13 protein-coding genes are annotated in these 15,738 nt (G+C 37.7%); 7 read left to right on the plus strand and 6 right to left on the minus strand.

What is annotated here, in order from left to right; genetic code table 11:
* Window positions 1-40: 40 nt before the first annotated feature.
* Together mfd and ACHFIZ_RS02765 are read left to right on the plus strand one after the other, a co-directional pair.
* The gene (mfd, locus tag ACHFIZ_RS02760; protein ID WP_410882624.1) at window positions 41-3,382 is read left to right on the plus strand and encodes a transcription-repair coupling factor; all 3,342 of its coding nucleotides are present in this window, start codon (window positions 41-43) and stop codon (window positions 3,380-3,382) included.
* A gap of 5 nt (window positions 3,383-3,387) precedes the next feature.
* On the plus strand, window positions 3,388-3,597 hold the full coding sequence (locus ACHFIZ_RS02765) for a DUF3820 family protein (protein ID WP_410882626.1): 210 nt from the start codon (window positions 3,388-3,390) through the stop codon (window positions 3,595-3,597).
* A 356-nt stretch (window positions 3,598-3,953) separates the two neighbouring features.
* Here ACHFIZ_RS02765 and ACHFIZ_RS02770 read toward each other — a convergent pair whose 3' ends face one another.
* Entirely contained in the window at window positions 3,954-4,760 is an 807-nt protein-coding gene (locus tag ACHFIZ_RS02770; RefSeq protein ID WP_410882628.1) for a phosphatidate cytidylyltransferase, read from the minus strand.
* Window positions 4,757-5,662: a CPBP family intramembrane glutamic endopeptidase gene (locus ACHFIZ_RS02775; RefSeq protein WP_410882630.1), complete on the minus strand. Its 906-nt coding sequence runs from the start codon at window positions 5,660-5,662 to the stop codon at window positions 4,757-4,759. Before ACHFIZ_RS02775 ends, ACHFIZ_RS02770 begins: the two co-directional genes overlap by 4 nt.
* Before the next feature lie 53 nt (window positions 5,663-5,715).
* On the opposite strand from ACHFIZ_RS02775, the gene dusB reads away from it, so the two are divergent.
* On the plus strand, window positions 5,716-6,714 hold the full coding sequence (gene dusB / locus ACHFIZ_RS02780; RefSeq protein WP_410882632.1) for a tRNA dihydrouridine synthase DusB: 999 nt from the start codon (window positions 5,716-5,718) through the stop codon (window positions 6,712-6,714).
* On the plus strand, window positions 6,699-7,085 hold the full coding sequence (gene apaG / locus ACHFIZ_RS02785; RefSeq protein ID WP_410882634.1) for a Co2+/Mg2+ efflux protein ApaG: 387 nt from the start codon (window positions 6,699-6,701) through the stop codon (window positions 7,083-7,085). The genes dusB and apaG overlap by 16 nt, the downstream gene beginning before the upstream one ends.
* Here the strand turns inward: apaG and ACHFIZ_RS02790 are convergent.
* Window positions 7,082-7,777, minus strand: coding sequence for a zinc metallopeptidase (locus tag ACHFIZ_RS02790; protein WP_410882636.1), 696 nt, complete (start codon window positions 7,775-7,777; stop codon window positions 7,082-7,084). The genes apaG and ACHFIZ_RS02790 overlap by 4 nt on opposite strands.
* Window positions 7,778-8,132: 355 nt before the next feature.
* Between ACHFIZ_RS02790 and ACHFIZ_RS02795 the strand changes: the two genes are divergently transcribed.
* Window positions 8,133-9,377 (plus strand): DNA recombination protein RmuC, encoded by a 1,245-nt coding sequence (locus ACHFIZ_RS02795; protein WP_410882638.1) that lies wholly within the window; start codon window positions 8,133-8,135, stop codon window positions 9,375-9,377.
* Between the two features lies 1 nt (window position 9,378).
* Here the strand turns inward: ACHFIZ_RS02795 and thiL are convergent, their stop codons facing one another.
* Window positions 9,379-10,419, minus strand: coding sequence for a thiamine-phosphate kinase (gene thiL, locus ACHFIZ_RS02800; protein WP_410882640.1), 1,041 nt, complete (start codon window positions 10,417-10,419; stop codon window positions 9,379-9,381).
* A 35-nt stretch (window positions 10,420-10,454) separates the two neighbouring features.
* Window positions 10,455-11,453 carry a quinolinate synthase NadA gene (gene nadA, locus ACHFIZ_RS02805; RefSeq protein ID WP_410882642.1) on the minus strand — a complete coding sequence of 333 codons (999 nt, stop codon included), beginning with the start codon at window positions 11,451-11,453 and terminating at the stop codon, window positions 10,455-10,457.
* A gap of 449 nt (window positions 11,454-11,902) precedes the next feature.
* Here nadA and nadB point away from each other — a divergent pair, with 449 nt between their 5' ends.
* On the plus strand, window positions 11,903-13,489 hold the full coding sequence (gene nadB, locus ACHFIZ_RS02810) for an L-aspartate oxidase (RefSeq protein ID WP_410882644.1): 1,587 nt from the start codon (window positions 11,903-11,905) through the stop codon (window positions 13,487-13,489).
* A gap of 1 nt (window position 13,490) precedes the next feature.
* Complete coding sequence (locus tag ACHFIZ_RS02815; protein ID WP_410882646.1) at window positions 13,491-14,000, plus strand: gamma carbonic anhydrase family protein; 510 nt, start codon at window positions 13,491-13,493, stop codon at window positions 13,998-14,000.
* Between the two features lie 3 nt (window positions 14,001-14,003).
* Here ACHFIZ_RS02815 and ACHFIZ_RS02820 read toward each other — a convergent pair whose 3' ends face one another.
* Window positions 14,004-15,635 carry an Ig-like domain-containing protein gene (locus ACHFIZ_RS02820; RefSeq protein WP_410882648.1) on the minus strand — a complete coding sequence of 544 codons (1,632 nt, stop codon included), beginning with the start codon at window positions 15,633-15,635 and terminating at the stop codon, window positions 14,004-14,006.
* Window positions 15,636-15,738 lie beyond the last annotated feature (103 nt).

Consider the following 15,738-nt stretch of genomic DNA (forward strand, 5'->3'; position numbering starts at 1 on the left):
TGTTACAACTAAAGCTGATCATAAATCTTACATTTGTCCTGTGAATATCCGCGACCTGATTAACAGATACAAGGCAGATGAGCGCATTGTAGCATTAGCAAAAGCCCTTAACATGGGCAAAGGAACAAAAGTCCAGCTAAAGGGGCTAGTTGGCTCTTCCGATGCGACCATTGCTGTCGCTTCTTACTTTTTACTCCACAAACCAATTCTTTTTATTCTTCCTGATCGTGAAGAAGCTTCCTACTTCCTTTCCGACTTGGAAAGTATAATAGACACTGAAGTACTGCTATTCCCTTCTTCTTTTAGAAAAGCTTTTGAGTTCACACAAGTTGACACAGCCAATGTCTTGGCTAGAGCTGAGGTATTGAATGAACTCAATCACCACTCAGAGTTCGGGAAAATAGTAGTCTCGTATCCGGAAGCTTTAGCAGAAAAAGTAATCGATAGAAGTGTTCTAGAAAAAAACACGCTAGAAATTGCACTCAATGCTAAACTGGGCATCGACTTCATCAACGAATTTTTAATTGATTATGATTTCAATCGAACTGACTTCGTTTATGAACCAGGGCAATTCTCCATCAGGGGAGGTATAGTAGACATCTTCTCCTTTTCACATGACTTACCGTACCGAATCGAATTCTTTGGCGACATTGTGGAAAGTATAAGAACATTTGAAATCGAAAGTCAGCTTTCAGTTGAGGATGTCAAAACACTCACTATTATACCAAATGTTCAATCTAAATACCTGACCGAGCATAACATAAGTTTGCTTGATTATATAGAAAAAGATACTCAGGTTTGGTTTAAAGATGTTGAATTTACATTAGACATCGTTAAAGCAGGCTACAAAAAAGCGACAGAGCTTTGGAAGGCTCTGCCTGCCAAAGAAAAGCAGGAAAACCAGGATTGGATAGATCCTAAATTCGCATTTACGGATGAGAAGATGATGGCAGACATCTTCCAGGACTTTGTTCTGGTTGAATTCGGAAAGCAGTTTTTCTATAAAACTGAACAGGTATTTCAGTTTGAAACAAAGCCACAGCCGTCGTTTAATAAAGATTTCAGTCTTTTAATACACAACCTAAAAGAGAATGAAAAGGCGGGTATCCATAATTTTATATTTAGTTCTTCCCCTAAACAAACTGAGCGTTTGTATGCTATTCTCGATGACATAGACAAAACTGCTAAATTTACCCCTATAAATATCCCTTTAAGAGAAGGTTTTCTCGATCCTCAGCAGCATGTCGCTTTCTACACAGACCACCAAATCTTTGATCGGTTTTATAAATACAAGCTTAAAAGAGGTTACCAGCGTAGTCAGGCAATTACTTTAAAAGAGCTTCGAGACCTCAAGCCAGGTGATTTCGTTACCCACATTGACCATGGTATCGGCAAATATGCCGGCTTAGAAAAGGTTGAGGTAAATGGAAAAACGCAAGAGATGATCAGACTAGTTTATGCCGATAATGACCTCTTATACGTGAACATCAACTCCCTGAACCGCATAGCTAAATATAGCGGTAAAGACGGAACACCGCCGAAGATGAACAAGCTGGGAACAGAGGCCTGGGATAAACTAAAAAAGACAACAAAAAAAAAAGTTAAAGACATTGCCAGGGACTTAATAAAGCTTTACGCCCTAAGAAAAGCCCAGGTTGGTACCGCATTCGACCCAGACGGATACCTCGAAACAGAACTGGAGGCATCATTTATATATGAAGACACCCCAGACCAGGAAAAGGCAACAGCTGATGTAAAAAGAGACATGGAGGCGCCCCATCCCATGGATCGGTTAGTTTGTGGTGACGTTGGGTTTGGTAAGACGGAAATAGCAATCCGAGCCGCCTTTAAAGCGGTTGCCAATGGAAAACAAGCAGCTATACTAGTGCCAACAACAATCCTTGCGCTTCAACACTTCAAAACCTTTACCTCACGTCTCAAGGACTTTCCATGCAACGTGGATTATATTAATAGGTTCAAAACCAACAAGCAGATCAAGGAAACACTATCTAAAGTTGCAGACGGGAAGGTGGACATCATCATTGGAACCCATCGCTTACTAAGCAAAGACGTCAAATTTAAAGACCTGGGCATCATGATCATTGATGAAGAACAGAAGTTCGGTGTCACTTCCAAAGAGAAATTGAGGGCTTTAAGGATCAATGTCGACACCCTGACCCTTACTGCTACACCCATACCCCGTACGTTACATTTTTCATTAATGGGAGCGAGGGATCTGTCAATCATGAGCACTCCACCGCCAAATAGGCAGGCTGTAAATACAGAATTGCATGTGTTCAATGATAAACTGATTCAGGAAGCAATTCAATTCGAACTAGACCGGGGTGGGCAGGTTTTCTTCATTCACAATAGAGTGAATGATCTGCCACAACTAGGCGGACTTATACAGACTTTGGTTCCTAAAGCGAGAATCGGTATTGCCCATGGTCAGTTAGATGGTGATCAGCTAGAAGATGTCATGTTAAACTTTATTAACGGAGAGAAAGATGTTTTAGTAGCCACAACAATTATTGAGGCTGGCCTTGATATACCCAACGCAAATACAATCATTATCAATCACGCTCACATGTTCGGCTTGAGTGACCTACACCAGATGCGTGGTAGGGTAGGTAGGTCAAACAAGAAAGCTTTCTGTTACCTTTTAAGTCCGCCACTTTCAACCCTCACCTCCGAAGCAAGAAAAAGATTGAGTGCAATTGAAGAGTTTTCAGACCTTGGCAGTGGTTTCAATATCGCCATGCGTGATCTGGATATCCGCGGAAGCGGGAACCTTTTGGGTGCAGAACAAAGTGGCTTTATTGCCGAAATAGGATTTGAAATGTACCATAAAATCCTGGATGAAGCCATTCAGGAACTTAAATCAGATGAGTTTAAAGATCTTTTTAAAGATGAAAAGGAGCGGCCTTTCGTCACCTTTACCCAAGTAGATACGGATCTGGAGCTTTACATCCCTGATGATTATGTAACAAATATTACGGAGCGCTACAATTTGTATACTGAGCTTTCAAAAATAGAAGATGAAGCTCAACTAAAAACGTTTGAAAACGCGCTAAAAGATCGATTTGGTCCTGTTCCGAAGCCCGTTAAAACGATGTTACACGTCCTTAGACTTCAGTGGGTTGCTAAGCAGCTCGGCTTTGAAAAGCTAAGCTATAAAAAAGGTACGTTAAGGGGATACTTTATTGCAGACAAGCAATCCAGATTTTTTGATTCCACTATGTTCAATAAAATACTTCTTTTTGCGCAAATTCATCCCCGTCTATGCAATTTGAAAGAGGTTAAAGATAGCTTGAGAATTGCTTTTGATGGATTAAATACCGTAGATGAAGCAGTGGAAATGTTAGAATTAGTCGTAAGATAAAACTCATGAATCCACAAATATTGAAAGACCTGGTTACTATGCAAATGCCCTTTGGAAAATATAAGGGTCGTATCATGTGTGATCTTCCTGAGAGCTATCTAGTCTGGTTTCATCAGCAAGGGTTTCCACCTGGCAAACTTGGTGAGATGATTGCCACTCTTTACGAAATTAAACTCAATGGGCTGGAATATTTACTTAAGCCTTTAAGAAAATAGGTTACGGGGCCTTATCCAGGTATAACAAATAAAACTGACTGCAGAGAACTAAGCTTAACTTTAAAGATATTAGCTAGTCATTTTCAGTTGCCAGATTATAGAATAACTCGTTATATGGTCTTATATTATAGGGAGGTAACAGGGACATAGCAGGGACGTAACAGGGAGGTAACAGGGAAGTTGCCCCTGCCATCTCCTTTTTAACTCCCTTTTAATTTCCTGTTAAGTATAAGTTACCTAACATCAGTCTATAATCCCAATCCGAACTCAAGTAATAGCCAAGGTCGCGCTGTCCTGTTCGGGCTTGATATGAGCCATTACCGGTAAAGTTAACACGGGTAACTACGTTAGGTTCATTAATTTAATATCAGATAGATGTAGGCATACACTACGGGTGCGCCAAGCAATAAGCCGTCGAAGCGATCTAAGAAACCTCCGTGACCCGGTAAGATACTTCCTGAGTCTTTGGCATTCAGACTGCGTTTTAACATTGACTCCACAAGATCTCCTGTGGTACCAAAACAAACTATTAATACAGCCATACCAGCCCAGTAGTAAGGGTTCATGTCTTTAAAGAACATAGAAAGCAGGTAAGAAACTACTATGCTGGTAAACATCCCACCAAAAAAACCTTCCCAGGATTTCTTTGGAGAGTGGCGTTCAAATAGTCTTGTTTTACCGAATTTACTTCCGAACAAGTAGGCTCCGGTATCACTGGCCCAAAGCATTAGTAGAAACGAAAGCGGAATATGATAATTGTATTCCGAATTGACCATAAAGCCAAGGGAATAAAACAAACAGAAAGGCAAGGTAACGTAGATAAACCCAACAAAGGTATAGGAAATGTTTGCGAAGGGAATTTTATCCTTTTTATAAAGCTCGCTGATAAATATTGAAAAGATTAGAGGAATCAATAACAGCAGGTATTTCGTTTCAAATTGCAGGTAGTGATACCCTGCTGTCATCAAAAACATTAAAGTTGCTGCAAGTACAGCAATATTTCTATGAGGCCTGATACCTGCAGTTTTTATAAGTTTATAGAATTCAAGAAGTGTTGCCAGACTAAGCAGCAAATAAAATGCGCTGAAGATATAGCTTCCTAAGAATATGGAGCCTAGCATTACAATAGTAAAAAAGAAAGCAGTTATTGCCCTTGTTTTCATTTAGCTTGTTTTTTAAATATTTGGAAAGCAATAATGCTAAGCGCAAAACTAATTATATAGCCATACCAAGCAAAGTAAGTCACATTTTCTACATCAATCGGCAGGTTATGTTTTTGCATATAATACGCTTGGCAAACAGCAAAAGCATTATTTAGAAAATGGGCTAGAATGCTGTACCAAAGGCTTCCACTCCACAAGTATAAGTAGCCAAAACCGGCTCCAAGAAGAAGTCTTGGAATAAACCCATAGAATTGCATATGAATAGCGCTGAACACAAAGGCAGAGAACCAGATGGCGGCATGTGGGCTATTAAATAATCTCGTAAAGATTCGCTGAATAGCACCCCTAAACATTAGTTCTTCTGAAACTGCAGCAACAAATGCAATAAGAAATATATTAAGTAAAAATTCTTGTATAGAACTCATCTTTAGCAGCAGCATGGTAGTTTCCATAAGCGAATCCTCACTTCTCCTCATCCATTCTTCTACTCCCTTTAAAAAGTCAGGTAATTTCATCTGTTGATTAACGACCGTAACCCATTCCATCAGCGGAGTGCTCACAATTATGATCAAAAAAACCAGTGCTGTTAGTTTCAATCTGGGCAGCTTTAGCCCATAAAAAACATTTACTTTTTTACCTTCGGTAACCGCTAACAAAATAGGGGGTATCAAGAACAAGCCCACAGATTGTGCGAACAACAAAATTTGTAATGCTGGTCGGTACTTCAAATCGGGAGCAACAAGTATCGCAGGATTACTAATTAGTTCCATCCCGTACATAAAGAACAGCACTACAAAAGCCAAAATAAAGCACACGATCAGTCCCAGTACTGCGTACAATATGAGCATAAGTAACTGGAGATAAGGACTATTTTCTTCCTTTTGGTTTTGAATGAAACTCATTATTTGTAAAGTTCGTACCTTTGTACAGTGAATTTTGGTTTGAAGATAGAAAAATGTCTGTAAAGATAGGGAATATTGATCTGGGTGACTTCCCATTATTGCTTGCTCCCATGGAGGATGTAAGTGACCCGCCTTTCCGATTCGTATGTAAACAAAGCGGAGTGGATATGATGTACACCGAGTTTATTTCTTCTGAGGGGTTAATTAGGGATGCTGCGAAAAGCCGCGCAAAGCTCGATATTTTTGAATATGAGCGTCCTATTGGAATTCAGATTTTTGGTAGTGAAATAGACCATATGCGGGAAGCTACCGAAATAGCTACTGCAGCAGGGCCAGATCTTATGGATATCAATTACGGATGTCCAGTTAAGCAAGTTGCTTGTAGGGGCGCAGGCTCTGCCCTGCTTCAGGATATTGACAAAATGGTTAAGATGACCGAGGCTGTAGTTAAAGCCACGCATTTGCCTGTTACGGTTAAGACCCGATTGGGCTGGGATGATACTACAAAAAATATAGAAGAAGTGGCGGAGCGGCTTCAGGATATTGGAATTCAGGCGCTTACTATTCATGGCAGAACAAGAGCTCAGCTGTACAAAGGTGAGGCAGATTGGACGCTAATCCGTCAAATAAAAAGAAACCCAAGAGTAAAGATCCCAATATTTGGCAATGGGGATGTCGATAGCATTAAGAAGGCGGCAGATTGGAGAATGGAGTTTGAAGTGGATGGAATTATGATAGGCCGTGCAGCAATTGGGTACCCATGGATATTCAGGGAAATCAAGCATTTTTTTAAGACTGGAGATATCTTACCTGGCCCAACAATTACGGAAAGAGTGTCTGTTTGTCGCACTCACTTTGAAAAATCAATTGCCTGGAAAGGTCCTCGTGTAGGAATTTTTGAGATGAGACGTCACTATGCCAACTACTTCAAAGGCATTCCCGATTTTAAAAATTATAGAATGCAATTAGTAAAAGAAGATAATATTGAAACAATTCATGCTATATTGGACGAAATAGCAGATAAATACTCAGAATTATGGTTACAGCTATAACCCAAGGAGTTAAAATTTCCGTCGAAACAAGTTATGAAGATGAACAATCTAATCCGGTTAATGACCACTTCATGTTTGCTTATCGCATAAGCATTGAAAACCTTTCCGACTATTCAATTCAATTGAAAAGAAGACAATGGTTTATATTCGACTCGTGTGGAGCTCAGAGAGAAGTAGAGGGGGAAGGAGTAGTTGGCGTTCAGCCTATAATACAGCCGGGAGAGGAATATTCCTATGTTTCTGGTTGCCACTTGACAACTGAGATAGGTAGCATGAGCGGAAATTATCTGATGAGCCGTATTGCAGATGAAACAGAATTCACCGTCGATATTCCCGAATTTGAATTGGTTGTTCCATATCGACTCAACTAATCGCGATTTCTACCGAAAAGAATGGAGACGTAGTAAATGAGATTGGTCATAGCCCCTAAAGCTGATATGACATAGGTCATAGCTGCCCACCAAAGGGCGTCTTTCGCTTGAGCATGCTCTTCCTCGGTATACAATACCACCCTATTATTTTTAAGCCAGATTAAGGCTCGTCTACTTGCATCAAATTCTACAGGCAAGGTGATAACGCTAAAAAGCGTAATGATAGCAAGTCCAGCTACACCAATGGTTAAGACAAATGGGTTAAAGGTGAAGGCAATCAAAAACACACCAACAATCAACACCCATTGTAATAAAGTTGAGCTGAGGCTCACAAGAGGAACCATGCTGGTTCGTAAATTTAACCAACTATATGACTTCGTTTGCTGTACAGCGTGTCCACACTCGTGAGCGGCCACTGCGGCGGCAGCTACACTACGGCCGTAGTAAACGTCTGTACTAAGATTAATTGTTTTATCTTCAGGATTGTAGTGATCAGAAAGCTGCCCTTCTGTATTCATCACCTTCACATCGAATATTCCGTAATCGTGCAGCATCTTTTCTGCAACTTCTTTTCCTGAAAACCCCGAGTTCAACTGCATTTCTGCATATTTTGAAAATTTACTTCTAAATCGCCACTGCACAAACATGCTTAATATAAGAACCGGGATCAGTAAAATAAAATAGATTCCCATTTTTGTAAGTGTAGGTTTTTCAACCTACTTAAAACAAAAACCATTCCTGATTTAAATCAGTTTAAAGCGTTAAATATCTTCCAATACATTTAAGAATTAATGTTAATGCAGAGAAAGGTATGTTTAACCTCTTGTAATGATATTTTATTTTCAATTAGCAAACTATCGGCTTGGTAAGTATTTATACATTCTGTACTCCCATCATTTTATTCTTAACTAAGTCCATTAAATGATTATAACTGTACTTAAAATGCTTCAAAATGTCTTTAAAATTGGTATAATTCATATATATCTGCCTTTTAATATTATTTGCAATACAATATCTTATTAACGACTTTTGTTAAAAAATTTAGTAATGGAAGTAATAATTGTAGTTGTATTGATCATTATTTTAGTATTATTTACTGCGCTAAAATTTATTAACTCTTTGAAAGCGGATAAACTGAAACTTCAAGATGAACTAAGTGATCTTCGCCTCAATTATATGAATGAACGCGAAAAAGTGATTAAAGTTGAAGAAACCTTAATTGCACAACGTGATAAACATCTTCAACAGGAATCCTACATAAATGAATTGCAACAGAGATTTAAACTTGAGTTCGAGAATATCGCTAATAAGGTTCTTGAGGATAAATCCGTACGTTTTACTGCTCAGAATAGAGCAAATCTTGATTTGATAATCAATCCTTTAAAAGAAAACATTAAAGCCTTTGAAGAAAAAGTAGAGCGTGTATACAAATCAGAATCTGATGAACGTAACGTATTGAAAGGGGTTATCACACAGTTGATGGACCAAAGTAAATTAATAAGCGAAGAAGCAGGTAATTTAACAAGGGCCCTTAAAGGCGACAGCAAAAAACAAGGTAATTGGGGAGAAGTTATTTTGGAACGTATTTTAGAGCGTTCAGGCTTGGTAAAAGACAGAGAATACCGCTTGCAAGCTAGTTTAAACCATCAAGAGGGTAACAAGTTACAGCCAGACGTAATTTTGGATCTCCCAGATGAAAAGCATGTAATCATAGATGCAAAAGTCTCGCTGCTGGCATATGACAGACTATTATCTGCGCAAACGGAGGAAGAACGCGAAATGTATGTAAAGCAACATGTCCTATCTGTCAAGACACACATTCAAGGTCTGTCAGGTAAAAACTATCATGAACTTTATGAGATCAATTCCCCAGACTTCGTATTGCTTTTTATGCCAATTGAGTCTTCTTTTGGAATAGCAGTTCAGCAGGATTCAGAACTCTTTAATTATGCCTGGGACAGAAAAGTTGTAATTGTAAGTCCTTCAACTTTACTGGCAACGCTAAGAACCATTGCCAGTATATGGAAGCAGGAACGACAAAATAGGAATGTACTGGAGATAGCACGTTTGAGTGGAAGTATGTACGATAAATTTGTAGGCTTCCTTAATGACATGGAAAGCATTGGAAAAAACATCAAACAGACGCAGGTTGCTTATGATAAAGCAGTTAATAAACTGAGTACAGGGGCGGGCAACCTTTCCAGTACCTCAGAAAAGATAAGAAAACTAGGTGCTAAAAATACTAAACAAATAGACACTAGATTTCTCGATCTAAGCACTGATAATGAATAGTTTATCCTTTAAAAGCTGTCCATCCTTGAGCTGTAATTGTATGTACAACATTAGACTTTGAAATCATTTTACATCCCGAGTTCTTATCCGTAATATGACCAATCACACTAATATCTACATCATTTTTAAGCTTTGGATAGTCAGATTGTTTAATGGTAAAAAGCAATTCATAATCTTCCCCACCGCTTAACGCACAGACCGTTGGATCTAAGCCAAGTTCCCTGGCAGTTTCATAGGTTACAGGATCAATTGGAATTTTTTCTTCATAAAGGTTACATCCTTTATCTGACTGTTCACATATGTGCAAAATCTCAGAAGCTAAACCGTCAGACACATCTATCATTGACGTAGGTTTAATATCCATTTGCGCCAAGAGATCTACAATATCTCGTCTTCCCTCAGGCTTTAATTGTCTTTCTATAATGTAATCCTTACCTTCCAAATCTGGCTGTATGTTTGGATTCTCCAAATAAACCAACTTCTCCCTTTCTAGTATTTGAAGACCCAAATAGGCTCCACCAAGGTCACCTGAAACGCATAGAAGATCACCTTCTTCAGCACCGTTTCTATAAGTAACATCCTTTTTATCGGCGTACCCAATGCTTGTTACACTAATAACCAAACCCTGTTTACTGGCTGATGTATCACCGCCAATTAAGTCAATATTGAATTTATTGCAAGCTAGTTCAATACCTTTGTATATTTCTTCTACAGCCTCTAAAGGAAACTTGCTCGATAAGCCTATGGAAACAGTAATTTGAGTAGCAACACCATTCATGGCATAAATATCGCTTAAATTGACTTGTACGGCCTTATAACCTAAATGCATTAGTGGTACATAAGCAAGATCAAAGTGAATACCCTCAAGTAATAAATCAGTCGATATCAAAACTTCTTTTTCACCAAAGTTAAGAACAGCAGCATCGTCACCTATTCCTTTTACGCTAGTTTCATGTCGAATTTTAAAGTTATCTGTCAGGTGCTTAATTAACCCAAACTCTCCTAATTCTGCTATATCCGTAAGTTCTTTATTTTCAAACATTATTTATCATTTTTATTAAAATAGTATTCAAAGCTTTACAGTCCAAACTGAGCAGAAATTTCTAACATTCTCTCTATGGGCTTTCTTGCTTTAATAATTATATGTGCCGGAACCGTAACCTCAGGTGATTCATTTTTTAAACACAGGTACAGTTTCTCAAGCGTATTTCTCTTCATGTAAGGACAGTCATTGCATGCGCAATTGTTGTTAGGTGGTGCAGGAATAAAAGTTTTTCTTGGATTTGCCTTTTCCATCTGATGAATAATTCCACTTTCGGTAGCCACGATGAACTCCTTAGCATCGCTATTCGTTGTATACTTTAATAAACCTGTGGTTGATCCAATATAATCGGCCATCTGTAACACAGCGTCTTCACATTCTGGATGCGCAATGAACTTAGCAAATGGGTGGCGTTCTTTAAGTTTAGTTATTTTTTCCCTTGAAAATATTTCATGGACCATACAAGCACCATTCCAAAGCACTAAGTCACGACCAGTTTTTTTTGAAACCCAAGCCCCTAAATTTTTATCAGGACCAAAAATTATCTTCTGATCCTTAGGTAAACTTTCTACGATCTGAACGGCGTTTGTAGAGGTACAGACAATATCACTCATTGCCTTCAGTTCGGCGGTACAATTCACGTAAGTGATAACCAAATGATCCGGGTATTTCTCTTTAAATATTTTAAACAAATGTGGCGGGCAACTATCAGCTAAAGAACAGCCGGCTTTAATATCAGGTAAGAGAACTTTTTTACCTGGAGATAAGATCTTGGCTGTCTCGGCCATAAAATGGACACCAGCAAAAACTATAATATCTGCTTCAGTCTTTGCAGCTTCTTGAGAAAGGCCTAAGCTATCACCAATATAATCTGCAATATCTTGGATATCAGGATCTTGATAGTAATGTGCTAAAATGATTGCATTTTTTTCCTTTTTTAACTTTTCAATCTCATCAAACAGATCAAGAGTTGGATCTATTTTTTCATCTATAAATCCTTTCCTGCTTAATTCTTCTAAAGTATCCAGTTCCATCGATCTCATTTTTCTGTTCTTGGCTGTTGAGCTTTTGTAAAGGTAAGTGCTTTCAACAGATCAATAATTTATAATTATTTAATATAAATAGATTTCTATTGTTTATTAGTGTGTTGGTAATGTTTGTAATTACTTTTTTTTGATAGTAGATTATGACTTACTATTATTTTATTCACATTTTAAATGTTATTTAAATTGAAATTTTAGCTGATTTACAAGCTGATATTATTTTATATAAAAACTTATCAATAGATATTTGTTTGTTGTTAACAGGTATGTCAAACGTTAATAACATATACAAAGTTGCTTAAAAATAAGTTAAAATATTGTGCTCGATTATCATTTTAGAGTAGCTTTAAACATTGTAAACTAATTGCTCTATTTATTTAGACATTAAGTTAACACTTATTTAATAGTTGTTAACATTATGTTTTCACTTATAATAATTAATGAAAAAGGTTGATTTTTTGGTCATAGGATCAGGTATTGCGGGTTTAAGCTTTGCATTGAAGGCAGCACAGTTCGGTAAGGTTTTAATAGTTACAAAGTCGAATGAAGATGAATCCAACACTAAATATGCCCAGGGTGGAGTAGCGGTTGTTGTGGATAAGGGTGATTCCTTCGAAAAACATATTGAAGATACACTCATTGCGGGCGATGGATTGTGCGATGAAAAAATAGTTGAGATAGTTGTCACTGAGGGTCCTCAACGTATTCAAGAGATCATCGACTATGGTATAAACTTCGATAAGAATCAGAGAGGAGTGTATGATTTGGCGAAGGAAGGCGGACATTCTGAAAACCGTGTCCTTCATTATAAAGATGTGACAGGTTATGAAATTGAAAGTGTTCTCCTAAAACAAATTCATGAGAGCGCTAACATAGAGATATTAACACATTACTTTTGTTTGGAGCTGATTACCCAACATCATCGAGGTATACATGTTAATAAGAGTACACAAGATATTAGCTGTTATGGTATATATGCCTTTAACACAGAACGTAACGATGTTGAAAAGATATTAGCGAATGTGACTATCCTTGCTTCCGGTGGCGCTGGACATATCTATTCGAGTACAACTAATCCTGTTATTGCTACAGGTGATGGAATGGCAATGGTTTATCGAGCTAAGGGGAAAGTTAGAAATATGGAATTTATACAATTCCATCCTACAGCTTTGTATCATCCTGGAGAGTATCCGGCTTTTCTTATTTCGGAAGCTGTAAGAGGTTTTGGAGGTGTATTAAGAAGAAAGAATGGCGAAGAATTTATGTATGAATATGATAAGAGAGGTTCATTGGCACCAAGGGATATTGTAGCTAGGGCGATTGATTCAGAAATGAAAAAGTCAGGAGAAGATTTCGTCTATTTAGACATCAGAAATCGTAAAAAGACGGATATCTTAAGTCATTTTCCTAATATATATGCCAAATGTTTATCCATTGGTATTGATATGACCAAGGATCTTATTCCTGTTACTCCTGCAGCACATTACATGTGCGGAGGTATTCTTGTTGACGATTTTGGACGATCGTCTATTAAGAATTTATATGCTTGCGGAGAGTGTTCTTCTACAGGACTCCATGGGGCAAATAGATTGGCTTCTAATTCACTCCTTGAGGCTCCTGTATTTGCACATCGCATCTACCTCGATGTGATAGAAGCATTCAAGAAGAGCGTTATTCCTGATGACATTCCTGAATGGGATTCGCATGGTGTTACCCAGTCAAATGAAGATATTTTAGTTACACATAATCTAAGAGAAACGCAAAAGTTGATGAGTGATTATGTAGGGATTGTTCGATCCGACTTTAGGTTGGAACGTGCAATGCGCCGTCTCTATCTTTTACATCAAGAGACTGAAGAATTCTACAAGATGAATAAAGTATCCGTTAAGCTATGTGAGCTTAGAAATATCATTCAAGTAGCCTTCATTGTTATCAAGTCTGCAATGGCCAGAAAGGAGAGTAGGGGATTACATTATACTACTGACTATCCAAGTCATCAAGTTAATTTACAAGATACAGTTTTCTAATATGGCTATCATTTTACCAGTGAAAGGAATTCTTCCTAAGTGGGGAACAAATTGTTTTATAGCCCCAAATGCAACGATTGTTGGGACTGTAGAGATGGGGGATAATTGTTCAGTATGGTTTAATGCGGTGATTCGCGGAGATGTAAATAGTATTACCATCGGTAACGATACTAATATTCAGGATGGTGCTGTAATCCATGCTACCTACCTTAAGGCTGCTACTGTTGTAGGTAATCGCGTGTCTATCGGCCACAATGCGATAGTTCATGGATGCATTGTTAGGAACCACATTCTTATTGGTATGGGTGCTATTGTTATGGACAATGCAGTTGTAGAGGATTATACGATTATAGCTGCTGGGTCAGTAGTATTAGAAAATACCCTTTGTGAAAGTGGGTTTATTTATGCCGGGATACCGGCAAAAAAAATGAAACCTATTACTGATGCGCAAAGGGCTTTATTGAATAAACTTCCAGACAATTATATAATGTATGCTGACTGGTTTAAGTAAACACTATTGTTCCTTAGGAATTTTTACATTAACATTTCGATCCCAATTGGCCTTTATAGACATCTCAACCGGCTCATTCCATATTCGTTCAGGCTGCAATCGTTTAAAAACATTTCCTGTATCCCAAATGCCATTTTTATTACTGTCATAAGTGATTCGTAAGAAGTACTTGCCCGATCTATAGTTTCTCAATGTAACCGTTGTATCCTGTGTTAAGATAATGTTATTGATAGAAACATTGTTTTCATTTAATACATCAAGTATATAGCTTCTATTCTTTTCAGGAACCATAATTTTTGCAATCAAAGTGCCGTAATCCTCTTTACTTCCAAGCGTGAAATTCTGTTTAAATTCTTTATTTCTGGTGGTAAAAATGCCAGTAAATGCTCCTGCGCCGTATTTAATGTCATAAGATCGTTTGGCCTTCCAAGGATACCGTAGATAATAAGACAGGAAGTCTGCGCTGTCTTTGTTAATGGTAAAATTTGTAACAGCGATGGAGTCCTCTAAAAGGGTTATTTTATTAGTATATACACTGTCTACCGGAAAGTTAAATGTAAGTCTTAAAGGTTTATTTGGGTTCAAGTTGGTGCCTTCAAGATTTCCTGTCGCGGTCAAGGTGCGGGTATATGTTTCTTTTTTACCCCTCGTAATTGTCGTCGTTTGTAATAACTTACCATCATCCCTTATGCTAATCTTAGTAGAATCGAAACTCAGGTCAGACAGCCATACTTGCAATGAATCATGATATTTACTAAACTTGAACTTTTTGCTAACGTCTAAATTTGAAGGTTCCAAAACAACTACTTCTGGGTTTTTAAGTTTTTGATTAAAAGCAAATGATAGTGATCCATCCTTTTCTAGCTTTCTACTCAGTAATCGGAACGTTAAGGCGTCTTCTTTGAAGAGCGCAATGTTTATGCTGTCAAGATTTTTTGTCAGATTGATGGAGTCTTTAATGAAGCCAATTTCGTCCGTCGGTTGCTGATATATTTTATCACCATTTGATTCCTTTAAAGCATATACCCTGTATGTATCTTTTCTTAGGTTATTTAGCGCATAATTACCATTACTATCTGTACGGGTATAGATAGCAGGCTTCCCTTTGCCCAATAGCGTGTCCCTATTTATAGGTAATATAAATGCAATAGCATCTAGTTCAGGTTTCCCTGTTTTTGTATTGGTAACCCTCCCTTTAATACTTAGGGAATCCAAAACGGGACCAGTTGCAAAAACATACGTTAGATTTTTAATTGCGTTACTCTCATTAATATCAGCAATAGATTTTCCAAAGTTTAATGTATAGGTGGTGTTATTTTCTAGTGTATCTGTGAAAGTGATCTCCAGTCGTTTCTGTTTCACCTTTAGGGTGGGTGCGACACCCAGTTCTGGAGAAATTGAAAACTCCTTAACCTCGTTTTCAATTTTAAAATACTCATTGAATTCGATGAGTATTTTTTTTGCAATAAAATTTGTAGTTAAATTTTTTGGAGTCATACTGACAATTTCTGGAGGTTTGGTGTCTCTCGGCCCACCTTGTGGAGTTTGAATGCTCGCACATCCATAAATAATTAGTATTACTGACGTAATTACTAGTGCATATGTCAAACGAGGCCTGATGGATTGATTATTCATTTAGATGCGTTTTATTGAGTTTTGTGGTAATTCTAATATAATCCTCAAAGAAAGTTTTTTTGTGTGCTTAGACGCTCTTAAAATAAGCCCATTTTTTTCTTGC

The organism is Pedobacter sp. JCM 36344, assembly GCF_046546555.1.
In the GTDB taxonomy this organism is placed as follows: domain Bacteria; phylum Bacteroidota; class Bacteroidia; order Sphingobacteriales; family Sphingobacteriaceae; genus Pedobacter.

Coding starts and splice junctions, on each gene's coding strand:
- ACHFIZ_RS02815 (WP_410882646.1), top strand. CDS start 13,491: ATGGCTATCATTTTACCAGTGAAAGGAATTCTTCCTAAGTGGGGAACA.
- apaG (WP_410882634.1), top strand. CDS start 6,699: ATGGTTACAGCTATAACCCAAGGAGTTAAAATTTCCGTCGAAACAAGT.
- thiL (WP_410882640.1), bottom strand. CDS start 10,419: ATGTTTGAAAATAAAGAACTTACGGATATAGCAGAATTAGGAGAGTTT.
- ACHFIZ_RS02770 (WP_410882628.1), bottom strand. CDS start 4,760: ATGAAAACAAGGGCAATAACTGCTTTCTTTTTTACTATTGTAATGCTA.
- dusB (WP_410882632.1), top strand. CDS start 5,716: ATGTCTGTAAAGATAGGGAATATTGATCTGGGTGACTTCCCATTATTG.
- ACHFIZ_RS02820 (WP_410882648.1), bottom strand. CDS start 15,635: ATGAATAATCAATCCATCAGGCCTCGTTTGACATATGCACTAGTAATT.
- ACHFIZ_RS02795 (WP_410882638.1), top strand. CDS start 8,133: ATGGAAGTAATAATTGTAGTTGTATTGATCATTATTTTAGTATTATTT.
- ACHFIZ_RS02790 (WP_410882636.1), bottom strand. CDS start 7,777: ATGGGAATCTATTTTATTTTACTGATCCCGGTTCTTATATTAAGCATG.
- ACHFIZ_RS02775 (WP_410882630.1), bottom strand. CDS start 5,662: ATGAGTTTCATTCAAAACCAAAAGGAAGAAAATAGTCCTTATCTCCAG.
- nadB (WP_410882644.1), top strand. CDS start 11,903: ATGAAAAAGGTTGATTTTTTGGTCATAGGATCAGGTATTGCGGGTTTA.
- ACHFIZ_RS02765 (WP_410882626.1), top strand. CDS start 3,388: ATGAATCCACAAATATTGAAAGACCTGGTTACTATGCAAATGCCCTTT.
- nadA (WP_410882642.1), bottom strand. CDS start 11,453: ATGGAACTGGATACTTTAGAAGAATTAAGCAGGAAAGGATTTATAGAT.